Origin of the sequence: Pseudomonas sp. UBA5568, from assembly GCF_002425525.1 — a bacterium.
Classification (GTDB): Bacteria; Pseudomonadota; Gammaproteobacteria; order Pseudomonadales; family Pseudomonadaceae; genus Aquipseudomonas; species Aquipseudomonas fulva.
Genome location: NZ_DIMK01000028.1, coordinates 30,186 through 52,454 on the forward strand (window position 1 = coordinate 30,186; position 22,269 = coordinate 52,454).

The window sequence follows — 22,269 nt, forward strand, 5'->3', positions numbered from 1 at the left end:
GCGGGATGATATGGCTTCTGTGCTGAACTTCCCTACGCCCCTTCCAGATGAAACTATCACCAGCCTGGTAACCCGTTACCATCAGATCTCTGGAGGTGTCGGGGTCCGGCGGACGCTGACTGATCTGTTTGGGAGCGTCACTCGCAGCTACGCATCTGACCTGCCGTGTTATCTGAGCCGCCTTGAAGCTTCGTCAGGCTTTGGCGGCCTGGCGGACAGCCATACGCTACTTCCATACTTCGAGCCTTTTCTTTCCCCTGGGATAGCCAGGCGGGCCAGGCAGCTGATGCAGTCGGCCCAGTCTGATGGGCTCAAGATGACGTTGGGTATCACAGCAGCTGGATTTGAGCGGTTCCGCGTCCGGCAATACTGCCCCCGATGTGTCGCCGTGGACGTTTCGGTACATGGGGTGTCTTACTGGCATGTCGGTCACCAAGCCACTGGCGTACATGTCTGCCCGGTCCATCATTGCTCCCTGCAGCGCGTTCTATCCGACCCACGGTTCGGCTATTTCAACCAGTTTTTTCTTCCCTCAGATGTGATTCGGCTTCGGGGACGTGAGGAGATCGAGTCTGCGCCTACTGCGTATTTCTGCCGGCTTGCGAAGCTTGCAGACATCGTGGATTGGGGGAGGTCCCACCCTCGAGCGATCTCCAGCCTGCTTCAGGCCCGCTATCTTTTATTCGTCTTAGACAGAGCTGGGTATATTTCGCGTGGGAGGGTGCGTGCTGGCATGCTTGCAGAGCATTTTCTAGAAGCTACTGAGCTATATCCGCCACGAGACGAATTTTGCAGGTTGTTCGAGCTCCACGGTGAAAAAGTAGTTTGGCCATTCAATTTGCTACGGGCACGCGCCTCAAGCCATCACCCCATTTTTTTCTATGTTTTCCTCAATTCATTTGGTGTAGACCTTCAATGCCTAATCCAAGACGATGCTGAAAGTGTGAAATTTTGCCCTGCTCCGTTACTCAAAGCCGTGTCTCAAGCGTCGCCTGCGCCCCATTTTGAGCTGGTCGCTAGACGACAATCCTTTACTACAAGCTACGCTATAGGTCCAGCTAAGAAGGCGCAAAATTATACTTGGCTATATCGTCACGACCGGGCATGGCTCCGAAACTATATTTCTTGTCATGCGAAGCGTTTGGCAGTTAACGATAACATTGACTGGGACGGGAGAGACCGTGAGCTAGTCGCAAGGTTGTCACGCGCTTTGGATGACTTATACGCGTTGCCAGGTAGGCCAGTTCTTATTTCACTAGCGGCTCTGTGTCGCGTCTTATCTGTACCTCCTGATGCGTTTCGACAGCAGCGGAAGCTGCCCAGGTCTACGGCGTTCATCAAGGCGTGTTTGGAAAGCCGGCATGATCATCAGCTCAGAAAGCTACACTGGGCCGCTCGTTTCCTAGCTATGAAAAATGTGAATATTACTCGGTCCAGCCTATTCAGGCAGGCTAACATAAGAGTATTGCATCTGGCGGAGAGTGAAGTTGCGTCAATCATTGTCGGCGCGACAGGCATTCATAGCGGTCATGAAATTGTCTAGGTTGCCGTACAGGAGATATGCGACCCGAGTGAATAACTGCATAGGTGTACGAGGCGAACTTTTTATGGCGGCTTCAGCTTGCAAGTAAATCCGTTCATCAATCGCCGTGGTAGGGTCTTCATTTATACAAAACTGGAAATAGCTACTAATTGATGGAGTTTCATAACCGTGAACCTCCAGAGAACGATTTATGGCGGGGATGGAAAAAACTCGAAACTCTTCGGGGGATGGTAAATTCAGTACGTCATAAACGAATTTAGAATAATTATGTTCGGATGAGCTTTGCACCGCATGCGCCTTGCCATAGCGCTCATGGGTTAGGCATGAACTTAGCTTCGTAATCTTGTGCCGCTGCAATGTTACTTTGCAGGTAGGGCAGTTCTCCAGCAAGGGCGATGCGTGTCGATGGCATACTTCAACGCCCAGCGGTCCTGGAGTTACATGGGTGCGGTGTATATAGGCGGTACCTAGGCGCTGCACATCTTCAATGACACATTGAGCGCATACCCTAAATGGTCCCCTGGGCAGTACAGACGCGGATCGGTATCGGACCCTATCGAACAATATAGCTATCGGATAGAGAGTATGCCTGCTCAAGGCATCAGGGCCAAAGATTCCGCGAAATGCCCTAGTGTCTCCTAACTTCAATACATTCAACTCGAACTCGGTGATCTCAAGATACCGGGACTCGTTTTCGACTATCCCGCAGAGTTCATTGTTTCTTAAGATGGTCGACGCAAAGTATTCCTCATCGAATGGCTCTGTGACCGGTGCATTTTTTGGTAGCAAGCAACACTCTCTTGAGAAAAGTAGATGGGAGATAGTACATCAGTGACTTCCGCGGTGACTTGGGATCACCTCAATGGGACCTCAGCATCCCCTTCGATGGAGCTGCGGTCTGCTACCCGCGAAAGCGTGCGCTGGGTATTAGCCACTCCACTGGAGGTGATCGAGCCGCTTGTAGGTTTCGTACAGTGTGATGAGGCTTCCTTTTGACATCACCTCTAAGGGGGAACGACCTTGGAAGAAGGCATTGTCGTTCTTCATGGAAGGAAAACCCTTCACGTTCGCTTGGTTGTCAAAGGTATTTCGTAAGGCGGCGTGGATGTTCAGCACCAAGCTGACACGCTGCAATTGGTCAGTGTCGAGGCGCAGCACGGCGTCAGGGTGGTGGGCGATACGCTTTCGCGAAGACGGCGAGATGCGGAGGATGCTGCACACCTGATCATGAGTGGCATTCCACTCCTCGAGCACCCGCAGCGCGGTTTTTAGGGCTACTGCCTGTTGATCATGAGTGAGCTCACTTGAGATCGCCACTAAAAACCGCCTCCTTTGTCGTCGATGCCGCTCCGGACCATGGCGCATGGGTCTGATATGCCAGGCGCTATTCACATTCCGCGAACCGTTGTTCAAAGCATAAGCTCCCGATCATTTGCTCACTAGTCCGTCTCATCTGGAAAGCGACCAGCTCGAGCACCACGTGGGAAGGACATGGCGCAGCGCCATCAAATAGCCATAGGAAACACCCATCGCTCTCGTTTAAGCTCCGATAAAACCTTCGCGGTCCAGGTATGGAGACTACGGCAATGGGGGCTTCAGATGATTAGCAGGGGATCTGAATGGCATCGGTGGGAGCCGCATATCCACGCTCCTGGTACGGTTCTTAATAACCGGTTTGGCTCAAACGATCCGTGGGAGGCCTACCTCAGCTCCCTTGAAGGGCTACAGCCTGCAGTCGAAGCGATCGCTGTGACTGACTACTATGTCACGGACACCTACGAGCAAATTCTCAAGCACAAAGAAGCCGGCCGTTTGCCGGGGGTTCAGCTCATCTTCCCCAACATCGAGCTTCGTCTGGATGTGTTCGCCAAAACGGGTTATGTGAACCTTCACCTTCTCGTCAGTCCTGAAGATCCCGATCACATAGATGAGATCAAGCGCATCCTCAAGCGGCTCCAGTTCCATGCCTTCGGTGACCGCTTCGATTGCACGCGAGAAGAGCTGATCAAGCTCGGTAAGTGTGCAGATCCCTTGATTGTGGATGAGCTCGCGGCGTTGCGGCATGGGGCGACGCAGTTCAAGGTCAATTTTGACCAGCTACGAAAGGTGCTTGGGGAAAGCGACTGGGCCAAAAAAAATACGTTGGTCGCTGTCGCGGGTAACGCGAGTGACGGTACGTCCGGGGTTAGACAGGCGGCCGATGCGACCCTGCGGCAAGAAATCGAGAAGTTTGCTCACATCATCTTTTCCAGCCATCCGGCCCAGCGTGAATTCTGGCTCGGCCAGCGACCTGCCATGACGGCTGAGGACCTGCGCCTTCGTTATGGTGGCTGCAAGCCATGCCTTCATGGCAGTGATTCACATGACCAGAAATCAATTGGTCAGCCGGTGGATAACCGGTTTTCTTGGATCAAAGGTGCGCTGGATTTTGATTCTCTTCGCCAAGCATGCATCGATCCAGAGGGACGAGCCTATGTAGGCGAGTTGCCGCCTCGATCGGCGCTGCCGTCCCAGGTCATTTCTCACGTGAGGATAAACCGCGCGGACTGGGCGGCGACTCCAGATATACCGCTCAATCCAGGCCTTGTTGCCATCATTGGGGCGAGAGGTTCGGGAAAAACGGCGCTGGCGGACATTATCGCTGCGGGCTGCGATGCGATCACCCAAGAGAGCTGGGACGCGGACGAAAATAGTAGTGCGTCATTTCTGGCCCGTGCTCGTAGGTTGATCGGCAACGCTTCTACGACCCTGACCTGGGGAGGTGGCGCGTCGGTTGAGCGCGCTTTAGATGGAAGAGATGCCAACGGGCATATGGCCTTCCCGCGAGCTCGTTACCTCTCGCAGCAGTTCGTCGAGGAGTTGTGCTCCGCGAAGGGCATGTCAGACGGCCTCGTTGATGAGATCCAGCGGGTAATTTTTGACTCCCATAGCCCCGACAGTCGAGACGGGGCGATTGACTTTGAACAGCTGCGAGAACAGCTGACAAGCCGTTTCCAGCAGTCGAGGGATCGAGAGGCTGCCGCGATAGATGACATCTCGGAGCGAATCGCCACTGAGTTTGAGAAAGAGAGCTCGGTTGCCTCGCTAGGCTTCCAGGTTGCGCAGAAAAAACAGCAGATCGCTGGATATTCTGTCGACTTGGCAAAGCTCGTCGTTCAGGGCACAGAGGCTCATGCGACACGGCATGCGCAGCTTAGCGCGGCCGCAGAGAAGATGCGCAGTCGGATTCAGGCCTACAGCAGTCAGCGGCGGACCTTCGTGGCCCTGCAAGACGAGGTCAAGAGTATGCGGGCCACTGGAGCGCCCGAAATGCTCCGGCAGGTTCAAGCCAGACATGCCAATAGTGGTTTAGGACAGGAGCAATGGGAACAGTTTCTTCTGGTCTACAAGGGGGATGTCGACAAGAGTCTTGCCGGATACATTCAGTGGTCTGATCAGGAGATCATCAAGCTACGTGGAGTACCACCGGTACCCGGTGACCCTCTGGTCCCGTTGATTGCCGACACTGTGGATCTTGCAACGCTTCCTCTGGCGCCTATCGCTGCTGAAATGACCCGCCTTGAAGCGTTGTTCAGCGCAGATAAGCTTATTCAAGAGCAATTCAAGGCGTTGACCGACCGTATTACTCAGGAAAACGCGACGCTCAAGGCTCTCGAAACCAAGCTCACAGATGCTCAAGGGGCGGAAGCCCGCCGCAAAGCACTGCAGGCTGAACGCAGTGAGACGTACGGCCGGGTGTTTGAGGCGATCATCAATGAGCAAGATGCCTTGGCCGATCTCTATGCACCTTTAATGGCTCGTCTTGGCGAATCCTCAGGGACCTTGAAAAAACTAGGCATCTTGGTTCGACGGACTGCCGACGTCGCCGCTTGGGGTGAAATTGGTGAAGAGAAGCTGCTTGATCGGCGCAAGGCAGGACCGTTCAACGGGCGCGGGTCGCTGATCACCGCGGCTACGAAGGATCTCAAAGCAGCTTGGGAGACTGGTTCGGCTCAGGACATCCAAGCGGCGATGGCAGCCTTCATGGACAAATATCGCAAGCACTTCATTGATCATGCTCCGGTTGCACAAGCCCAGCAGGCGGAGTTCCGCGCTTGGTCCAAGCAGTTCGCTACCTGGCTCTATAGCACCGACCACATGACTGTCAGTTACGAGATCCTGTACGACGGTATCGATATTAGAAAGCTTTCACCTGGCACGCGCGGGATCGTACTGCTACTGCTCTATCTCGCGCTCGATGATGCGGATGATCGCCCCCTGATCATTGACCAGCCGGAGGAGAACCTCGATCCCAAATCGGTCTTCGATGAGCTGGTCGACCTATTTATCGCGGCAAAAGCGAAACGTCAGGTGATCATGGTGACGCACAATGCCAACCTAGTGATCAACACTGATGCTGATCAGATCATCGTGGCATCCTCGGGGCCCAATACTCCAGGCGGCTTACCGCCTATCACGTATGTTTCGGGCGGCCTTGAGAACTGTGAAGTCCGGACAGCAGTGTGTGAGATCTTGGAAGGTGGTGATACCGCTTTCCAAGAGCGTGCCAGACGGTTGCGGGTACGCTTGGAAAGGTAGGGGTTGGCGTGGCGAGCGTTTATTGGCGGTTGCTTGCCACGCACGTGCCGGGAAGTTCTGGACTTTATCGCATCGTCGATGGACCTCCTGGCTCCAGCGCCTAAGCCGGCGCTGTGGCCAGGACTCCCCTGTCTGCTGGCTGTAGTGAGCGACCTCAGGCCAAGGTACTGGTCGTATTGCTTTGCTTTGGCAGTGCTATCGAGATGAGTGCAGCAGCGAATACGAACGTGCTGGAAATCCACAAGCATGCCTCCAGGCCAGAGGCTTGGAACACCCAACCTGAAAGCAACGTGCCGATCAGCCGGCCCAATGCGTTGGACATGTAGTAGAAACCTACGTCCAGGGAAACGCCGTCTTGCTTGGCATAGCTGACGATCAGGTAGCTGTGCAGCGATGAGTTCACCGCGAACAGCACACCGAACAGCATCAGCCCGCCGAGCAGCACTACCTGGGCCGACCAGCCTGCCGATAGGCCCAGACCAATGAGCGCGGGCAATCCAGCCAGGGCGATCGCCCAGATAAAGGCCGCTCGACCGTCGGGTACATGACCGCGCTTCTTGCCGGTGATGTGAGGAGCAAACGACTGGACGATGCCATAGCCAATGATCCACGCGGCCAAGAAGCCACCGACCAGCCAAAAGTCCCAGCCAAACGCGGTGCTCAAGTACACCGGCAGCGCCACGACGAACCAGACGTCCCTGGCACCGAAGAGAAACAGTCGTGCAGCCGAAAGGATGTTGATGGCCCGGCTCTTGGACAGCATGTCGCGGAACTTCGGCTTGGCCTTGGCTTTGCCCAAGTCCCTGTTCAGCAGCACTAGACTGCCGATCCAGATCAGGGCCAGTACTGCTGCCATAACCAGCACCGCCAGCGTGAAGCCAAGCAACGCGAGCAATGCTCCGCCGAGGAAAAAGCCCACGCCTTTGAGCGCGTTCTTCGAGCCCGTGAGGATGGCCACCCATTTGTAGAGAGTGCCTTGCTGGCTATCCGGTACCAGAAGCTTGATGGAGCTCTTGGCGCTCATCTTGTTCAGGTCCTTGGCGATGCCGGACAGCGCCTGGGCGGCCATCACCCACGGCACTGTCAGCCAGGCTGCCGGAACCGTGAGCATCAGCAAGGCCAGCACCTGCATGCCCAGGCCGATGTTCATGGTGCGGTTGAGCCCCAGGCGGGCGCCGAGGTAGCCGCCCACTAGGTTGGTGATGACGCCAAACACTTCGTAGAACAGGAACAGCGCGGCGATCTGCAGCGGCGTGTAGCCCAACGAATGGAAGTGCAGTACCACCAACATGCGCAATGCACCGTCGGTGAGGGTGAAGGCCCAGTAGTTGCCGGTAATCAGCAGGTACTGACGCACTTCCCCAGATAGGGCTGACAACGCCTTCATGATCGCCGTTTACTCCGCCGCGCCGACCAGTCGTGCCAGTTCTGCCGCACGGTTGGCATAGCCCCACTCGTTGTCGTACCAGGCATATATCTTCACCTGTGTACCATTGACCACCAAGGTCGACAGCGCGTCGATGATCGAGGAGCGTGGATCAGTGCGGTAGTCGATAGACACCAGGGGGCGCTCTTCGTAGCCAAGGATGTCTTTCAGTGGTCCATCGGCCGCCGCCTTCAGCAGCGCGTTAACCTCCTCAGCTGTCGTCTCGCGCTCGACTTCAAACACACAGTCGGTCAGCGAGGCGTTGGCCAGCGGTACACGCACGGCGTGACCATTCAGCTTGCCGCGTAGCTCGGGGAAGATCTCAGCGATCGCAGTAGCCGAACCCGTGGTGGTCGGGATCAGGCTCATGCCCGAGGCACGGGCGCGGCGCAGGTCCTTGTGCGGCGTATCGAGGATGCTCTGGGTGTTGGTGAGGTCGTGGATGGTGGTGATCGAACCGTGACGAATGCCCAGGTTCTCGTGAATCACCTTGACCACCGGTGCCAGGCAGTTGGTGGTGCAGGAGGCGGCGGTCACGATACGGTGCTGCGCCGGGTCGAACAGGTGCTGGTTGACGCCCATCACCACGTTCAGTGCACCCTTTTCCTTCACCGGAGCGCAGACCACCACGCGTTTGACGCCTTGATCCAGATAGGCCTGAAGCACGGCCACCGACTTCATCTTGCCGCTGGCCTCGATAACCAGATCGCAGCCCGACCAGTCGGTGTCGGCAATCGTCTTGTTCGCGGTGACCTTGATGCGCTTGCCCTCGATCATCACCGAGTCGCCTTCAGCACTCGCCTCACGATGCCAGCGCCCGTGCACCGAATCGAAGTTGATCAGGTGGGCGTGGGTCGCTGCGTCGCCGGCAGGGTCATTGATCTGCAGGAACTCGAATTCCGGCCAGTCCCAGGACGCGCGAAGCGCCAAGCGACCAATACGGCCAAACCCATTGATGCCTACTTTGATAGCCATGTTCTTGTTCTCGAATCGCGATTAGCGAAAGGTTAGAGGGTGTCGCTGAACTGGTTGATGTATCCAACGTGCGCAGGGTTCTGGATCGCACGCGGGCGCAGGGCCTGGACCTGGGCAACAGCTTCTTGCACAGGAATGCCGCACTCGATCATCAGACGGGCCGCAAACAGGCCGGTGCGTCCAGAGCCTCCCTTGCAGTGAATGGCGATCGTCTTACCGGTCATCACCAGCTCTTTCAGGCGTTCCCGGTGAGTGTCCCAGGCGGCAGCAAACGGCTCACCGGGTGCTTCGTCGTCCTCGACCGGCAGGTGGAACCATTCGAGGCCCAGCAGTTGACACTCCACGGGAAGCAGATCGATTTCGTTCTGCAGCAGTTCTTCACTCGGCATCAGAGTTACCAGCGCGCTCGCGCCGGCTTCGCGCAGCGTTTCCAACGCCTGAGATACCGATGTCTCTTTGGTACCTGGGCACGGAGTGAAGATCAGCTGGCCGACCAGTTCAGAATTAGCCAGCACGGAATACGGGTGCAATTGCATGCTCACAAAGCCTCAAATGGATCGTTGATTGACACGCTTGGATAGGTCTTCAGCCGACTCTTTACGTTCGGAGTAGCGATCGACCAGGTAGTCGGAACGATCACGAAGTAGCAGGGTGAACTTCACCAGTTCCTCCATCACGTCGACGACACGGTCGTAGTACGAAGAGGGCTTCATGCGGCCCGCCTCGTCGAATTCCAGATAGGCCTTCGGCACGGACGACTGGTTAGGGATAGTGAACATGCGCATCCAGCGGCCGAGGACGCGCAGCTGGTTGACCACGTTGAACGACTGCGAGCCGCCGCAGACCTGCATCACCGCGAGGGTTTTGCCTTGAGTGGGGCGCACTGCGCCCATGCTCAGTGGAATCCAGTCGATCTGCGACTTGAACACGCCGGTCATTGCACCGTGGCGTTCCGGCGAGCACCAGACCATGCCTTCGGACCACAGCACCAGATCGCGCAGCTCCTTGACCATGGGGTGGTCATCGGGCACGTCATCCGCCAGTGGCAGCCCGGTCGGGTTGAAGATCCGCGTCTCGGCACCGAAGTGCTCCAGCAGCCGTGCGGCTTCTTCCGTCAGCAGGCGGCTGAACGAGCGTTCGCGGGTCGATCCGTACAGCAGCAGAATGCGAGGCTTGTGGGTGGACTTTTGCTCGACTGCCAGTTTGTCTTCTGTCGGCAGGTCGACCAGATCGTTGTTGATATTGGGGATGTGGTGTTCGGTCATGATTTACTCCTGAGACAAGGCGCCAGATGGCTGATCGAACCAGCGGCGCTTGAGCCACAAGGCCACGCCCACCAGTGAGATCAGTACCGGCACTTCCACCAATGGCCCGATGACGGTGGCAAACGCGACCGGCGAGGCAAGACCGAAGGTGGCGATGGCCACGGCAATGGCCAGTTCGAAATTGTTGCTTGCTGCGGTGAATGCCAGTGCAGTGGTGCGCGGGTAGTCAGCTTCCAGCAGCTTGCCCATCCAGAAGCTGATGAAAAACATCACCACGAAGTAGATGGTCAGCGGGATAGCGATGCGCAGCACATCCAGCGGCAGTTGCAGCACCATGTCGCCTTTCAGGCTGAACATGGCGACGATGGTCAGCAGCAACGCCACGAGCGTCAGTGGACTGATCTTCGGGATGAAGCACTCCTGGTACCAGGTCTCGCCCTTGCTGCTGATCAGAATTTTGCGGGTCAGGAAACCGGCCAGGAACGGGATGCCCAGATAGATCAGTACCGATTGGGCGATTTCGAGGAAGCTGGTCTCGATGACGCTACCCTCAAGGCCAAACAGTGGCGGCAGCAAGCCCAGGAAGATCCAGGCGTACACGCTGAAGAACAGGATCTGGAAAATGCTGTTGAAGGCGACCAGGCCCGCCACGTACTGGTTGTTGCCACCGGCGATCTGGTTCCACACCAGGACCATGGCAATGCAGCGCGCCAATCCGATGAGGATCAGGCCGGTCATGTACTCAGGCTTGTCGGAAAGGAAGACAACGGCCAGCCCGAACATCAGGACCGGGCCGATCACCCAGTTCTGGATCAGGGACAACGTGAGGATGCGTTTGTCCTTGAAGACCTGCGGCAACTCCTCGTATTTCACCTTCGCCAGAGGTGGGTACATCATGACGATGAGGCCAATGGCGATGGGGATGTTTGTCGAGCCTACCGACAGGCTGTTCAGCCACTCTGGAAAACCCTGGAACAGACTGCCCAGACCAATGCCCAGGCCCATGGCCAGAAAGATCCAGACCGTCAGGTAGCGGTCGAGGAATGAAAGTCGGCTTTTGCTCATGGTGGATCTCCCTAAACGTCAGAGCGTTCCGATGCGGGCCAGCTCAACCTTGAGTTGGGCGGCATCCAGTTTTTCGAAAGGCAGCGCGAGGAATGCCTTGAGGCGTCGTTTGATCTGCTCAAGCGTGACGTCGAACGCTGCGTCCAATTCGGCGGTGTTGCCCTGCAGGTCCGAAGGGTCAGAAAGCCCCCAGTGGGCTTTCACAGCTGGTCCGAAGAACACGGGGCAGGCTTCGCCAGCGGCCTTGTCGCAGACGGTGATGACAAAGTCTGGTGCCAGCTCGGCATGCGCGTCGCTGGACTTGCTGCTGAGGCCCTCGGTGGAGATACCGGCACGCTGCAGCGCGGTGATGGAAAGCGGATGCACCTCGCCCTTTGGCTGGCTGCCGGCGCTGTAGGCCTTCATGCCGGCCGGTGCCAGATGATTGAAAACAGCCTCGGAGAGGATGCTGCGGCAGCTATTGGCGGTGCAGAGGAACAGAACTTTCATCGGTTTTTCTCGGCAATGATCAGCAGCAGGAGGCGACGCGTTGTGGGCGGTCACCCATGGTGTCCAGTCTTTTGGTGCTAGTACTCAGCCACTCGTGGTTGGCCTCCAGCGTCGTCGCCAGGACCTCACGTACCCAGGCGGGCAGCTCTGGATGCAGCCGGTAATAAACCCACTGGCCCTGACGGCGGTCTTCCAGCAGGTCACACGTACGCAGCTGCGCCAGGTGGCGGGAAACCTTGGGCTGGCTTTCTTGCAGCGCGCAGGTCAGTTCACAGACGCAGAGTTCTTCCTCGCGAGCGATCAGCAGCATCATCCGAATGCGGTTTTCGTCGGCGAGGCATTTGAAGACTTTGGTGGGGGTCAGCGAGTCAGTCATGGGGTTACTCAGTGTTTGGTTTTCACAAGGACGAACATCTTGATGCGTTCATGGATCTCGTGAAGCGCGTGTCGGAAAGCATCGTGTTTGTCACTGGTCACAGGGTCTTCGAAGTTCCACGCCAGAGCCTCGCCGAAGGCAGGCAACGTAAGGCACTCGTGGGCTGCCTTGTCGCACAGAGTAATCACGTAGTCGAACCGTTCCCCTGCGAACTCGTCGATGGACTTGCTGCGCAAAGCGCTGGTATCGATAGCGAGGTGCTCAAGGGCGGCATAGGTACGCGGGTCGACCTCGCCAGGCTGGGTCCCGGCGCTGAAAGCTTCGAAGTGAACAGGGTCTGTATGCCGGAGCAAAGCTTCGGCGAGCTGGGAGCGAGCGGCGTTTGCGGTGCAAACAAACAGAACGCGGGTCTTGCCAGTCATCACTTGGTACCCTGAGTGTATATGGTTTTTCGAATATACGCTTTTTCGAATGTATCGCAACCCCTCGATGATGGGTGGCTTTACATGTGCGCGTTCATGCACATATATTGGCTGCATGACGACCAACCAAAATCTCCGTGCTCAAGCCATCGAAGCCGCCATCGAGTCGCTAGACGAGACCTTCTTCAAAGCGCTTTGCGAGCCTTCCAGAGTCGCGGTTTTCAAGCGCGTACTTTTGCTCGGCCGGGCGGATGTCGGCGAAATCGCCAAAGAGCTGCCACAGGAGCGCTCGGTGATCTCCAGGCACCTGCAGGTATTGCATGAAGCCAAGATCGTGAAGGCCACCAAGGTGGGTCGGCAGGTGTTCTATGAAGTGAATGGTGGGGCGATCGTCGAGCGACTGGAAGGCCTGCTCCAGCGAACCAAAGGTCTGGTTTCGATCTGCTGTCCGTAGCACGGGCTTTTTTTGCTCTTATATATGTATGAGTGCGCACATATGAATGATTCGAATCGCGTTCTGGATGTGGTCGTCATCGGTGGTGGGCAAGCAGGTTTGGCGACTGGCTGGCATTTACAGCAGCACGGCTTGGATTACCTCATCCTGGATGAGCAGACATCCCCAGGCGGGAATTGGCGTAACTACTACGAAAGCCTGCAGTTGTTTTCACCAGCGGAGTACTCCGCGCTGCCGGGGCGGGCGTTTCCTGGCAATCCCAAGGGCTACCCGCTGCGAGACGAAGTGGTGCAGTACCTGGAGAAATACGCCGCCGAGTTTCAGCTGCCTTTTCAGGGCGGTACCCGTGTGGTGGCGGTCGTACTTAAGGACAAGGCATTTGAGATTCGCACCGCCAACGGAGCGACTTTAACTGCGCGTGCTGTGGTAGTGGCATCAGGGGGCTTCAGCCGTCCTTTCATGCCTGACATTCCTGGGCTGGAGAACTTTTCAGGATACTGTCTGCATAGCTCGGCTTATCGAACACCTGAGGCCTTTGACGGCCAGCGTGTTGTCGTTGTGGGGGCAGCTAACTCCGCTGTTCAGATTGCCTATGAACTTGCAGGCGTTGCACAGGTAGTGCTGGCTACCCGCGAGAAGATCCGCTTCTTCCCTCAGCGGATTCTGGGACTCGATTTTCACACTTGGTTGAAATTCACCCGGTTGGAGCACACGCGCTGGTTGAGTGACCAGAGCACGCCTGTGCTGGATACCGGCAAGTACCGGAAGGCCTTGGATACCGGGCGGCTCCAGCGCAAAGCGATGTTCCAGCAGGTGGTGCCTGACGGCGTCGTCTGGCCGGATGGAACCACCCATCAGACCGATGCGCTGATCTTCGCCACCGGTTTCCGGCCGAACCTGGCGTTTCTGGCACAGCTTCCAGTCGCCGACCGGCAAGGTCGTGTCCTGCAGCAAGACGGCGTGGCAGATCAGGTGCCCGGCCTGTACTTCGTCGGGCTGCCCAAGCAAAGGAACTTCGCCTCGGCAACCCTCAGGGGGGTAGGGACTGACGCGGGCTATCTCATGCCTCAACTGCTCCGTCATCTAGAACGGGTTGGTTCGACGGAAACACCCGTTCAACGATCGCGCAATCCAGCCAGCGGCCTTCAAGGCAAGCGTGCTTCTCATAGACGCCAATCGTCCTGAAGCCGCAGGACTGGCAGAGCGCGAGGCTCGCCTCGTTGAAGGTGAAAATGCGGGAAAGGACCTTCCAGAAACCACGTGCCTCTGCCTCGCTGAGCAATGCCTTGAGCAGCAGCTTGCCGATACCACGTCTGCGGACGTCACGATGAAGATAGATTGAGAAGTCGGCGATGCCGGCGTAGCAGGAACGCGCGCGGTAACTGCTCAGGTTTGCCCACGCCACTACCGCCCCGTCGAGCTCGACGACCAGCACCGGATAGCGTGACATATCGGCAACCCACGGCTGTATATCAGTTTCAGTACGCGGCTGGGTCTCGAACGTAGAGCTGCGGTCTTCGATCCCCTGGTTGTAGATCTCGGCAATGGCCTGAACATCACCGGTTTCAGCGAGGCGAATGTGCATCCGGCTTCCTTTGGTGAAATGGAACAACTTTGTTAAAGAGGTTTCACTTTTTTTGCGGCTGGGCTGGGCAGCATTCGGTGGCCAAGCCACAACGTAGTTTGGCAGCACGAGTCAATTGGCGTAGCAGCGTCAGGGCCCCTTGACGTACTTCTGGCGGCAGACAGCTGATCATTGCCTTCTCTTCGGCGATCAGGCTGGCACGAATCCGCTCGTACAGCTCGCCGCCGGCTTCGGTGGCTTGCACCTGGACCGCCCGACGATCTTCTGGATCCTCTACTCGGGTGACATACCCCTTTCGCTCCAGGGTATCGACGACACGACTGGCTGTGCTCTTGTCCAGGAACATCTGCTCGGCCAGGACCTGGAGACGCAGTGGTCCCAGCTTCACCAAAGCTTCAACCGCGTGGCACTGAGTGACCGATACGTCGTAGCAGCAAATGCGGTCGCGATCCCTGAATTGGTAAATGCGCACCAGCTGGGCAAGTGCCTCGTAGAGATCTTCGGCATCCCGGCTGAGATCGCCGCTGTGCTTATCCGACATGGCATTTCCAATTAGTTGTTACTCACAACGTTATGGTTGAAGAACGCGGTCATCAACATTGACCAGCAGATTGATTGTGGTTGATCGTTTACGCGGATGGGTTATCGGTATGCAGATAAAAAAGCAGCTCCGAAGAGCTGCTTTTCTGCCCTACTCCCCCTTTTTATGCTTGTGGGGTTTCAGGTCTGGGTGATCCTTCTGCTTCTCAGGCGTGACCCGCTGCCTCTTGTCCGGAGTGCCATCTTCGTTGGTGCGTTTAGGGCCTGGCTTGATGCTCATGCAAATTTCCTTTTCCGCTTGGGTTGTTGAGTACTGCTATGTAGTTAGTCGAGCTTCTGGCTGCTGTCAAAGCAGCTCGATGTGGAAGCGCTGTCGACCTCACGCGTTCAGTCCGTATTAGAGGCCTGAGTAGGTGCTTCCGGTCAAAGTCTTGCAAGGGGCCGTAAAATCCAGAGCTGAGCTATACGAGGATGTCTGGACGCTCATCATCCCGAGTACGGTGTGGAACAGGTTGTCGCGGCTCAGTGGCGAGCTTGCCTGTACTTTCAAGCAGCCCACATTAAGGCGTTCGCTTTTCGCGAAAGCGTCAGACATCCAGAGCACCAATGGCACCTTGGTTTGCTCATCTGGTGCCATCGCATAGGGCAGCCCATGCAGGTAAAGACCAGCCTCTCCCAGTGACTCCCCGTGGTCCGAAACGTACATCAGCGCAGTGTCGAATTTGTTGTTCGCGGCCAGAATATCGATCAGGCCAGCCGTGACGTAGTCGGTGTAGAGGATCGAATTGTCGTAGGCATTGATCACCTCCTGCTGCTTACATTTGTCGAGCTCATTGGTCTCGCAGACCGGCCCGAATTTCTTGAACTGCGGGAGGTAGCGCTTGTAGTAAGCCGGGCCGTGACTACCTTTGTAGTGGAGCACCAGGACTGCATCGCCTTCCTGACGCTTGATGAAGTCCTCCATCTCCGAGAGCAATACACCGTCCTTGCACTCGTCGCTGCTGCACAGCTGAGCATCTGCGTGTTGGGTAGCCTTGTGGTTTGGCACCCGATCACAGACCCCTTTGCAGCCCGAATTGTTATCAGTCCACATGACACTGATGCCTGCGCGCTGAAGCACATCGAGCAGCCCTTCTCGACTCTTGGCCAAGCCATCCTTGTACTTATCCCTACCGACGTCCAAGAACATGCATGGCAGCGAAACCGCGGTGGCGGTGCCGCACGAGCTCACATTCGAGAAGCTGATGACATTGCGCTTTTCCAGCTCTGGATTCGTATTGCGGGAGTAACCATTAAGGGAGAAGTTGGCGGAACGTGCGGTCTCCCCCACTGCCAGTACCAGCAGCTTGGGTTTGCGAGCCGCTCCCTGCCTGGTCACCAGGGCGTCGGTACCGATGGAGGTCAGTGCTTTCGGTGTGGCCAGCTTGCGTTTCAGGTAACCATGACCGGCAGCAAACAAATTGGTGGGAACCAGAATGAGCCGGATCTCTCGATTGTTGCGTAGGAGGGAGGCATAAGACTGGTACTGGCTCAGCACGACACCAGCAAGGGTTACCAGTGTGAGCGACAGGACGATGAGTCTGCTACCCAACGCTTTGGTCCAGGGCTTGCGCCGCAGGGGCACCAGACAGATCAGGTAGACGGGCAATACCCCTACCATTGCCACCCAGAGGCCAAGCTTCCAGTTCAGTAGCTCGGACACCTCACCGACGTCGGTCTCCACGACGTTGGTGAACATCGTGTAATCAATGACGATACCGTAAGTACTCATGAAGTAGCTGGCGAACGACGCGCTGATCAGCACCAGGCACAGCAGAGGTTTTGCGAGTCTTGACCATGACAGCAAGCTAAGTACGGTGAACACCCAAACGAACACTACGACTGGCAGGCTGGCGGCGAGCAACCAGTTAACTTCATTAGTGTTGAATGCCAGGCGCCAGAGCACACGCCAAAGCTCAGCGTTCGCGAATAGCAACAACCATAAAGTTACTAGCGCGACGAGTGAATTGGTGCTAATGCCTTCCTGTCTAACATTGCGAATAGCATGGATCCATTTACTTAACAGGTTGTGAATAATGGATTTAGAAGGTGTCATTATCGAACTCTAGAGAGCTGCTCATCCATGGCGCTGGTTATGAATAGTCGGGAGCTAAATGGCAAGCCATCGACAGACACAGAGCGAATCAGGGCGTACAGAGCGCCAGAGACCTTGATCCCCTTAGCCTGAGGACGCTTAGGATGTGTGAGGCATAGGATTAAATGAGAAATTAGTTCTCGCTAGGCGCATTATTTCCGCCACACGATAACGTCATGATGACTTCGCGATTACAATGCTGACAGAATCGCGATAATGACTTTTTCGATTGTAAATGCTCAGGCTATGATAAAAAATCGGATAAGTCCGACTTTTTGAGCAGTCAATGCCGCCCGGTGAATTAAATTAAATTTCATAAACAAACCAGCTTCGTTTTGTCGTACGCTAACTTTGAACTTTTACTTTAACTTAAAAGTCATTCTAGCGAGCAGAACACTTCTTTCACCTTTTGCTCGTGCTGATGTCACCTATCGATGAGGGACGAACACCATGAGTTTTCTCAAAAATTTATTGGGTGGCCACCACGGCCGTGGAAACCACGGCGGTGGCAAGCATCACGGTAGTGGGCACGGGAGTGATCGACATGACCGGCATGGTCGCTTCGAGCAGCAGCAATCCTGCGACGGTAATGACCGGGTGATTGAGGATGGTCGCGCAATAGCTCAAGCCCCAATCAAAGATCTGCAGACTTGCAGGCACTGCCGGACCGCAAACGCCCCGTCCGCACGCTTTTGTCTAAACTGCGGAACACCACTATCGAGTGGTTGCACGGCCTGCGGCTCGTCCCTGACAGCAGGAGCAAAATTCTGCAGCCAGTGCGGCCAGGCAACCCCTTAGCGCCTGACCACTCTGGAAATCCAACGCGACCACTACCCTGTGCAAGGAGAAATACGTGGGATCGAATCATGATCATGGCAGTGCCGCGGTTCGTGAGGGGCATCAGAAGAAACTAGTCATGGCATTGATCCTGACCGGTAGCTTCATGATCGCTGAAGTGATCGGCGCATGGATTACCGGCAGCCTGGCGTTGCTGTCGGATGCGTCTCACATGTTCACCGACACCGCCGCTTTGGCAATTTCGTTGATTGCGCTTCAGATCGCCAAGCGGCCGGCGGATCAGAAAAGAACCTTTGGCTATGCGCGGTTGGAGATCCTAGCCTCCACGTTCAACGCCGTGCTGCTCTTCCTGGTGGCGATGTACATCTTGTACGAGGCCTACCAGCGCTTCTTCATGCCGGCGGAGATCGCCACCGGGGCGATGATGTGGATTGCAATTGCCGGCCTGATCATCAACCTGATTTCAATGCGACTGCTGGCATCTGCCAGCAACGAGAGCCTCAACGTCAAAGGCGCCTACCTCGAAGTCTGGAGCGACATGCTCGGATCGTTGGGCGTGATCATCGCCGCCCTCATTATCCGCTTTACCGGCTGGATCTGGGTCGACACGGTTGTTGCCGTAGCGATCGGCCTTTGGGTATTGCCGCGGACGTGGCAATTGCTTCGAGAGAGCTTGGGGATTCTTATGGAAGGTGTACCCCGGGGACTCAACGTGGCGGCAATCGAGGCCACGATCCTCAAGGTCGAAGGCGTCACGGATGTACATGACTTACACGTTTGGGCTGTCAGCAGCGGAAGCAACGTGATGACGTCGCACGTGGTCGTCCGAGACGCAGCAGATGGAGATGCTGTGCTAGCGGCCGTCGTGGATGCAGTCAGCGACGCGTTCGAAATCCATCACTGCACTATTCAGATCGAGCGCGCAGCTTTCCACGAGAACGTCCCTTCGCCGTCGCATTAATCGGCCGATAGACACCTGATCAACACACCGCCTTCAACGTCGGGGGTGGTGTTGTCGAGGATTAGGCAAGGATGGATTGGCGACAGCAGAAGCACTTCATGAGTGCCTGGTGAATGATCCCGGAAGATCCATTCCACTAGCTCAAGTAGGTTCAGCGATGACTTGGATCATTACGAAGTACCTGGTCACTGCCGCGATAGTAATTCTCGTGTCTGAGCTGGCAAAGCGCAGTGACAAGCTGGGCGGCTTGGTTGCCGCCCTGCCATTGGTCACCGTCTTGACGCTCATCTGGCTCTACTTGGAAAACCAGAGCATGGAGAAGATTTCCAATCATGCCTGGTACACGTTCTGGTATGTGATTCCAACGCTGCCGATGTTTATCGCGTTTCCGGCACTGCTGCCCAAGTTGGGATTCTGGTCAACACTTATCTCCAGCATCCTCATCACCATGGCGAGCTTCGGAGGCTTTGCCCTACTTCTAAGGCGATTGGGCATCGAGTTGCTTTGAGTCGGGTGTAGAGGAAAGCACTCAGCCACCGCTTACCGGCTGTTGATGCACTCACCTTTCACGAGGTAGCGAACCATGTGCAGTTCGCCCTTGGAATCCTCGTAAGTCATCATGCTTCTCACATTCCCGCAGTACCGCACGCTAGGCGAGACGTACACCAACTTGCCAACGTCCAAATCCATACCGTATGCGTAGTCTTCAAGCTCGGGCATGGGTTTCTTCACGCTCTGTGCATAGCGTTCCGTAGCCTTCCTGGCAGACTGCTCAAGATCGTCGTTGATCAGAACGCTGCTATGGGCATTTGTCGACAGTGCAGAGAAAAGCATGAACGCAGCAATAGCCGATATAGTTGTTTTCATGAGAAGTCCATTTATAAAAAAGCGCCCATGGCGGGGCGCTAAAATTCACCTTACCAAAGGAGCGTATGGTTCCAAGGTGAATGCATTGGCGTGAGCAGGGTTTCGTTACTCCCGCCATGCTGCTTCAGATGAGACTGACCCAAAGCAGCGCTGCCTGTGTGCTGCACTTAAACTAGCAAAAGCGGCTAACGACAAGATGATTGTGAAATTACAATTTGGACATGTAATAGATTGTAAAGTAATTATCCTTGCCTGAGTAAGATGAAAAGCCAAGCATGCTCGCCGGTTTAAGCCCGTTATTTATGGGGAGAACGATCGGTGGCTTGCTACCACTCGTAGCTTGAGCTTGAAGGAGTAAACGCCACAAAAGCTGAGCAGCTTGGCAGAAACACCACTCCTCTCGGCCGAATCCGCCTGTCAGGCGTGAGGACTGCAAACCGCTGCAAGCCACAGAATCCGCTAAGCTCAGTAGGGAAAGCCGTCATGACTGTCAGCAATCTTGCGGCTACATTACAAATTTGTAGGATTTCGCCGCGGCCAGCGTCTTCGCGTTAAGATTCAAGCGTCCTCAGGTGACCCCGGCGTATGGACAGAGGTAGCGACCACCAGATGCCATGCACTCAGCCGAACCTTCAAACTGCCTGCAACCACAGTCTTGGCGGATTAGGCCAATTCCTTCCTCACACCTTGAGATAAGTTATGCGCGTGCTAGTTGTGGAAGACGAAATTAAAACTGCCGAATATCTTCAGCAGGGCCTATCCGAAAGCGGGTATGTCGTAGATATCGTGCACAATGGTGTTGACGCCCTGCACTTGTTCAATACTAACGTCTATTCGTTGGTTCTGCTGGACGTAAACCTTCCTGGCATCGACGGTTGGGACCTTTTGGAAACCATCAGGAAAACCAGCCGGGTCCGCATCATCATGCTGACCGCTCGTGGTCGCATCAACGACAAGCTCAAAGGCTTGGATGGCGGAGCCGACGATTACCTTGTCAAACCCTTCGAATTCCCGGAGCTGCTCGCTCGAATCCGTTCGCTGCAGCGGCGTGGTGATGAATTAGTCGAGAAGAGTTCGCTGAAAATTGCCGACTTGGAACTCGACTCAGTGCGCCATCGGGTTTTCCGCGCTGGCACACGCATCGACCTTACCACCAAGGAATTTTCGCTCCTGCACCTGCTTATGAGCAGGACGGGCGAAGCGTTGACTCGTTCCCAGATCATTTCGTTGGTCTGGGACATGAATTTTGACTGCGATACCAACGTCATCGATGTCGCTATCCGGCGCCTTCGCTCGAAGATCGATGACCCGTTTGAAACCAAGCTCATTCACACGCTTCGTGGCGTAGGGTACGTTTTTGAGGAACGCGCATGAGGCCATTCAGCCTGGCTGCAAAGCTGGGATTAAAAGTGGGGTTGATGAGCGCAGCGTTGCTGCTTCTATTCGCCACTTTCGGGTATCTGATGGTGGGCCAGGCGCTGGAGCGAAATGCCCGCAGTGACCTGGAAGTGAAGATGGCAGGCATGGCTCACAACCTGTCCATGATTTCCGACATCTCAGGAGTCAACGCTGACGCACATCAGCTTGTGGATCTGGTGATGGGCCACAACAACCTGTACGTCAGCATTTTTGAGTCGGCGCAGAGTGAGATGCCCCTGCTCTCGATAGGCTCGAAGCAGGTCAACGTGGAGGTGCACAAGTTTCAACCATCCGCACAGCCGAAGGAACATGAGTGGCGCGACACCCAGGACCGCCCCTTGCTGACAGCTTCTCGCACCATGAATTTGGGCGACGGAACCGAAGTCAGCGTGTACATGACTATGGACCAGTCGTCCAATGAAGCGCTGCTTGATGCATTGCTCACCTGGGCCCTGATGATTTCCCCGCTCATCATCGCGCTGATCCTCGCAATCGGCTGGTGGACCGTACGCAGAGGTCTGCTGCCTCTGACCAAGTTCCTGAAAGTCGCCTCGAAGATCTCCACCGAGAGCCTCGACCATCGTCTGCCGACTAATGGAATGCCAGCAGAACTCAAAGAGCTCGCCGACGGTATCAACATCATGCTGGCTCGCCTGGATGACGGGGTTCAGCAGCTCTCGCAGTTTTCTGACGATCTTGCTCACGAACTGCGAGCGCCGCTATCCAACCTGATGGGTAAAGCCCAAGTTGCACTGACCAGAGAGCGATCGCTTCCCGAGTACAGGGAAGTGCTGGAGTCGTGCACAGAAGAGCTGGACCGCATGAGCCGCATGGTTTCCGACATGCTGTTCCTCGCTCAGGTCAGTCATCCAGCATCCATGGTGGAGTTCGAACCTGTGTCCCTGGTCGATGAAGTTCAGCGGGTGTGTGATCTCTTCAGCATTTCGGCAGAGGATGGCGAGATCCAGCTGCAGATCTCTGGCAGTGATGACGTGGTGCGCGGTAACCGCCTGATGATTCAACGAGCCGTCTCGAATCTGGTGTCAAATGCGATTCGCTACTGCCCTCGCGGTCGCACGGTCTACGTGAAAGTGCAACGCGGTGGTAGCGGCACGACCTTGAGCGTCGGCAACCCGGGCCGCGGGATCGCCAAGGAACACCATGCGCATTTGTTTGAACGGTTCTACCGCGTAGATAAGAGCCGAGCACGAAGCGAAGGGGGGACCGGTCTTGGCCTTGCCATCGTGCAGTCGATCATGAGCCTGCATCAAGGCTCGGCGAGCGTGGAAGTGACCGAGGAAAATTTCACCTGGTTCCACCTTCACTTTCCCGAAGCCCAGCTAAAGCAGCCGGCAAAGACCGCTGCTTGAAG

At 56.0% G+C, this 22,269-nt stretch carries 23 protein-coding genes and 1 pseudogene; 9 read left to right on the top strand and 15 right to left on the bottom strand.

Annotated features, from left to right (window positions below; translation table 11 throughout):
- Positions 1-10 precede the first annotated feature (10 nt).
- Positions 11-1,543, top strand: a complete 1,533-nt coding sequence (locus B2S33_RS21570; protein WP_100852558.1) for a TnsD family Tn7-like transposition protein — start codon at positions 11-13, stop codon at positions 1,541-1,543.
- Here B2S33_RS21570 and B2S33_RS08865 read toward each other — a convergent pair.
- Both B2S33_RS08865 and B2S33_RS08870 read right to left on the bottom strand, forming a co-directional pair.
- Positions 1,493-1,831, bottom strand: coding sequence for a hypothetical protein (locus B2S33_RS08865; protein ID WP_162497242.1), 339 nt, complete (start codon positions 1,829-1,831; stop codon positions 1,493-1,495). The two genes, B2S33_RS21570 and B2S33_RS08865, sit on opposite strands and share 51 nt — an antisense overlap.
- A 639-nt stretch (positions 1,832-2,470) precedes the next feature.
- Positions 2,471-2,860 (bottom strand): antitoxin Xre-like helix-turn-helix domain-containing protein, encoded by a 390-nt coding sequence (locus B2S33_RS08870; protein ID WP_100852557.1) that lies wholly within the window; start codon positions 2,858-2,860, stop codon positions 2,471-2,473.
- A 282-nt stretch (positions 2,861-3,142) separates the two neighbouring features.
- On the opposite strand from B2S33_RS08870, the gene B2S33_RS08875 reads away from it, so the two are divergent.
- On the top strand, positions 3,143-6,121 hold the full coding sequence (locus B2S33_RS08875; protein WP_100852556.1) for a TrlF family AAA-like ATPase: 2,979 nt from the start codon (positions 3,143-3,145) through the stop codon (positions 6,119-6,121).
- 154 nt (positions 6,122-6,275) lie between these two features.
- Here B2S33_RS08875 and arsJ read toward each other — a convergent pair whose 3' ends face one another.
- From arsJ to B2S33_RS08915, 8 genes are read right to left on the bottom strand one after another with little or no spacing between them, the layout of a single operon-like run.
- The gene (gene arsJ, locus B2S33_RS08880) at positions 6,276-7,508 is read right to left on the bottom strand and encodes an organoarsenical effux MFS transporter ArsJ (RefSeq protein ID WP_100852555.1); all 1,233 of its coding nucleotides are present in this window, start codon (positions 7,506-7,508) and stop codon (positions 6,276-6,278) included.
- A 9-nt stretch (positions 7,509-7,517) separates the two neighbouring features.
- A complete protein-coding gene (locus B2S33_RS08885) occupies positions 7,518-8,522 on the bottom strand; it encodes an ArsJ-associated glyceraldehyde-3-phosphate dehydrogenase (protein ID WP_100852554.1) in 1,005 nt (334 codons plus the stop codon).
- A 32-nt stretch (positions 8,523-8,554) separates the two neighbouring features.
- Positions 8,555-9,058, bottom strand: a complete 504-nt coding sequence (locus tag B2S33_RS08890; protein ID WP_104963044.1) for a dual specificity protein phosphatase family protein — start codon at positions 9,056-9,058, stop codon at positions 8,555-8,557.
- 12 nt (positions 9,059-9,070) lie between these two features.
- Complete coding sequence (gene arsH, locus B2S33_RS08895; RefSeq protein WP_100852552.1) at positions 9,071-9,787, bottom strand: arsenical resistance protein ArsH; 717 nt, start codon at positions 9,785-9,787, stop codon at positions 9,071-9,073.
- A 3-nt stretch (positions 9,788-9,790) separates the two neighbouring features.
- Complete coding sequence (arsB, locus tag B2S33_RS08900) at positions 9,791-10,852, bottom strand: ACR3 family arsenite efflux transporter (RefSeq protein ID WP_100852551.1); 1,062 nt, start codon at positions 10,850-10,852, stop codon at positions 9,791-9,793.
- A gap of 18 nt (positions 10,853-10,870) precedes the next feature.
- Entirely contained in the window at positions 10,871-11,341 is a 471-nt protein-coding gene (locus tag B2S33_RS08905; RefSeq protein WP_100852550.1) for an arsenate reductase ArsC, read from the bottom strand.
- A 19-nt stretch (positions 11,342-11,360) separates the two neighbouring features.
- Complete coding sequence (locus tag B2S33_RS08910) at positions 11,361-11,717, bottom strand: metalloregulator ArsR/SmtB family transcription factor (RefSeq protein ID WP_100852549.1); 357 nt, start codon at positions 11,715-11,717, stop codon at positions 11,361-11,363.
- An 8-nt stretch (positions 11,718-11,725) separates the two neighbouring features.
- Entirely contained in the window at positions 11,726-12,139 is a 414-nt protein-coding gene (locus B2S33_RS08915) for an arsenate reductase ArsC (protein ID WP_100852548.1), read from the bottom strand.
- Between the two features lie 115 nt (positions 12,140-12,254).
- On the opposite strand from B2S33_RS08915, the gene B2S33_RS08920 reads away from it, so the two are divergent.
- Both B2S33_RS08920 and B2S33_RS08925 read left to right on the top strand, forming a co-directional pair.
- Positions 12,255-12,593, top strand: coding sequence for an ArsR/SmtB family transcription factor (locus B2S33_RS08920; protein WP_100852547.1), 339 nt, complete (start codon positions 12,255-12,257; stop codon positions 12,591-12,593).
- Between the two features lie 42 nt (positions 12,594-12,635).
- Positions 12,636-13,679, top strand: a pseudogene (locus B2S33_RS08925) (FAD-dependent oxidoreductase); the annotation flags it as partial.
- Here the strand turns inward: B2S33_RS08925 and B2S33_RS08930 are convergent.
- From B2S33_RS08930 to B2S33_RS08945, 4 genes are all read right to left on the bottom strand, one after another.
- Positions 13,654-14,178 (bottom strand): arsinothricin resistance N-acetyltransferase ArsN1 family A, encoded by a 525-nt coding sequence (locus tag B2S33_RS08930; protein WP_125921898.1) that lies wholly within the window; start codon positions 14,176-14,178, stop codon positions 13,654-13,656. The pseudogene B2S33_RS08925 and the gene B2S33_RS08930 overlap by 26 nt on opposite strands.
- Before the next feature lie 43 nt (positions 14,179-14,221).
- Positions 14,222-14,719: a MarR family winged helix-turn-helix transcriptional regulator gene (locus tag B2S33_RS08935; RefSeq protein WP_100852545.1), complete on the bottom strand. Its 498-nt coding sequence runs from the start codon at positions 14,717-14,719 to the stop codon at positions 14,222-14,224.
- A 396-nt stretch (positions 14,720-15,115) separates the two neighbouring features.
- Positions 15,116-16,813 (bottom strand): phosphoethanolamine transferase, encoded by a 1,698-nt coding sequence (locus tag B2S33_RS08940; RefSeq protein WP_104963042.1) that lies wholly within the window; start codon positions 16,811-16,813, stop codon positions 15,116-15,118.
- Between the two features lie 507 nt (positions 16,814-17,320).
- Positions 17,321-17,512: a hypothetical protein gene (locus tag B2S33_RS08945; RefSeq protein WP_244891312.1), complete on the bottom strand. Its 192-nt coding sequence runs from the start codon at positions 17,510-17,512 to the stop codon at positions 17,321-17,323.
- Between B2S33_RS08945 and B2S33_RS08950 the strand changes: the two genes are divergently transcribed.
- The 3 genes from B2S33_RS08950 to B2S33_RS08960 all read left to right on the top strand — a co-directional run bounded on the left by B2S33_RS08950 (position 17,450) and on the right by B2S33_RS08960 (position 19,119).
- Entirely contained in the window at positions 17,450-17,650 is a 201-nt protein-coding gene (locus B2S33_RS08950) for a zinc ribbon domain-containing protein (RefSeq protein ID WP_244891309.1), read from the top strand. The two genes, B2S33_RS08945 and B2S33_RS08950, sit on opposite strands and share 63 nt — an antisense overlap.
- 55 nt (positions 17,651-17,705) lie before the next feature.
- Positions 17,706-18,611 (top strand): cation diffusion facilitator family transporter, encoded by a 906-nt coding sequence (locus B2S33_RS08955; protein WP_094010862.1) that lies wholly within the window; start codon positions 17,706-17,708, stop codon positions 18,609-18,611.
- A gap of 157 nt (positions 18,612-18,768) precedes the next feature.
- The gene (locus B2S33_RS08960) at positions 18,769-19,119 is read left to right on the top strand and encodes a DUF3147 family protein (protein ID WP_094010861.1); all 351 of its coding nucleotides are present in this window, start codon (positions 18,769-18,771) and stop codon (positions 19,117-19,119) included.
- A 32-nt stretch (positions 19,120-19,151) separates the two neighbouring features.
- Here B2S33_RS08960 and B2S33_RS08965 read toward each other — a convergent pair whose 3' ends face one another.
- Positions 19,152-19,478 carry a DUF2790 domain-containing protein gene (locus B2S33_RS08965; protein ID WP_094010860.1) on the bottom strand — a complete coding sequence of 109 codons (327 nt, stop codon included), beginning with the start codon at positions 19,476-19,478 and terminating at the stop codon, positions 19,152-19,154.
- Between the two features lie 699 nt (positions 19,479-20,177).
- On the opposite strand from B2S33_RS08965, the gene B2S33_RS08970 reads away from it, so the two are divergent.
- Positions 20,178-20,852, top strand: a complete 675-nt coding sequence (locus tag B2S33_RS08970; protein WP_094010859.1) for a heavy metal response regulator transcription factor — start codon at positions 20,178-20,180, stop codon at positions 20,850-20,852.
- Positions 20,849-22,267, top strand: coding sequence for a heavy metal sensor histidine kinase (locus B2S33_RS08975; protein ID WP_104963041.1), 1,419 nt, complete (start codon positions 20,849-20,851; stop codon positions 22,265-22,267). Before B2S33_RS08970 ends, B2S33_RS08975 begins: the two co-directional genes overlap by 4 nt.
- Positions 22,268-22,269: the final 2 nt, after the last annotated feature.

Coding starts and splice junctions, on each gene's coding strand:
- B2S33_RS21570 (WP_100852558.1), top strand. CDS start 11: ATGGCTTCTGTGCTGAACTTCCCTACGCCCCTTCCAGATGAAACTATC.
- B2S33_RS08965 (WP_094010860.1), bottom strand. CDS start 19,478: ATGAAAACAACTATATCGGCTATTGCTGCGTTCATGCTTTTCTCTGCA.
- B2S33_RS08930 (WP_125921898.1), bottom strand. CDS start 14,178: ATGCACATTCGCCTCGCTGAAACCGGTGATGTTCAGGCCATTGCCGAG.
- arsH (WP_100852552.1), bottom strand. CDS start 9,787: ATGACCGAACACCACATCCCCAATATCAACAACGATCTGGTCGACCTG.
- B2S33_RS08960 (WP_094010861.1), top strand. CDS start 18,769: ATGACTTGGATCATTACGAAGTACCTGGTCACTGCCGCGATAGTAATT.
- B2S33_RS08885 (WP_100852554.1), bottom strand. CDS start 8,522: ATGGCTATCAAAGTAGGCATCAATGGGTTTGGCCGTATTGGTCGCTTG.
- B2S33_RS08940 (WP_104963042.1), bottom strand. CDS start 16,813: ATGACACCTTCTAAATCCATTATTCACAACCTGTTAAGTAAATGGATC.
- B2S33_RS08890 (WP_104963044.1), bottom strand. CDS start 9,058: ATGCAATTGCACCCGTATTCCGTGCTGGCTAATTCTGAACTGGTCGGC.
- B2S33_RS08975 (WP_104963041.1), top strand. CDS start 20,849: ATGAGGCCATTCAGCCTGGCTGCAAAGCTGGGATTAAAAGTGGGGTTG.
- B2S33_RS08915 (WP_100852548.1), bottom strand. CDS start 12,139: ATGACTGGCAAGACCCGCGTTCTGTTTGTTTGCACCGCAAACGCCGCT.
- B2S33_RS08970 (WP_094010859.1), top strand. CDS start 20,178: ATGCGCGTGCTAGTTGTGGAAGACGAAATTAAAACTGCCGAATATCTT.
- B2S33_RS08875 (WP_100852556.1), top strand. CDS start 3,143: ATGATTAGCAGGGGATCTGAATGGCATCGGTGGGAGCCGCATATCCAC.
- B2S33_RS08920 (WP_100852547.1), top strand. CDS start 12,255: ATGACGACCAACCAAAATCTCCGTGCTCAAGCCATCGAAGCCGCCATC.
- B2S33_RS08905 (WP_100852550.1), bottom strand. CDS start 11,341: ATGAAAGTTCTGTTCCTCTGCACCGCCAATAGCTGCCGCAGCATCCTC.
- arsJ (WP_100852555.1), bottom strand. CDS start 7,508: ATGAAGGCGTTGTCAGCCCTATCTGGGGAAGTGCGTCAGTACCTGCTG.
- B2S33_RS08935 (WP_100852545.1), bottom strand. CDS start 14,719: ATGTCGGATAAGCACAGCGGCGATCTCAGCCGGGATGCCGAAGATCTC.
- B2S33_RS08910 (WP_100852549.1), bottom strand. CDS start 11,717: ATGACTGACTCGCTGACCCCCACCAAAGTCTTCAAATGCCTCGCCGAC.
- arsB (WP_100852551.1), bottom strand. CDS start 10,852: ATGAGCAAAAGCCGACTTTCATTCCTCGACCGCTACCTGACGGTCTGG.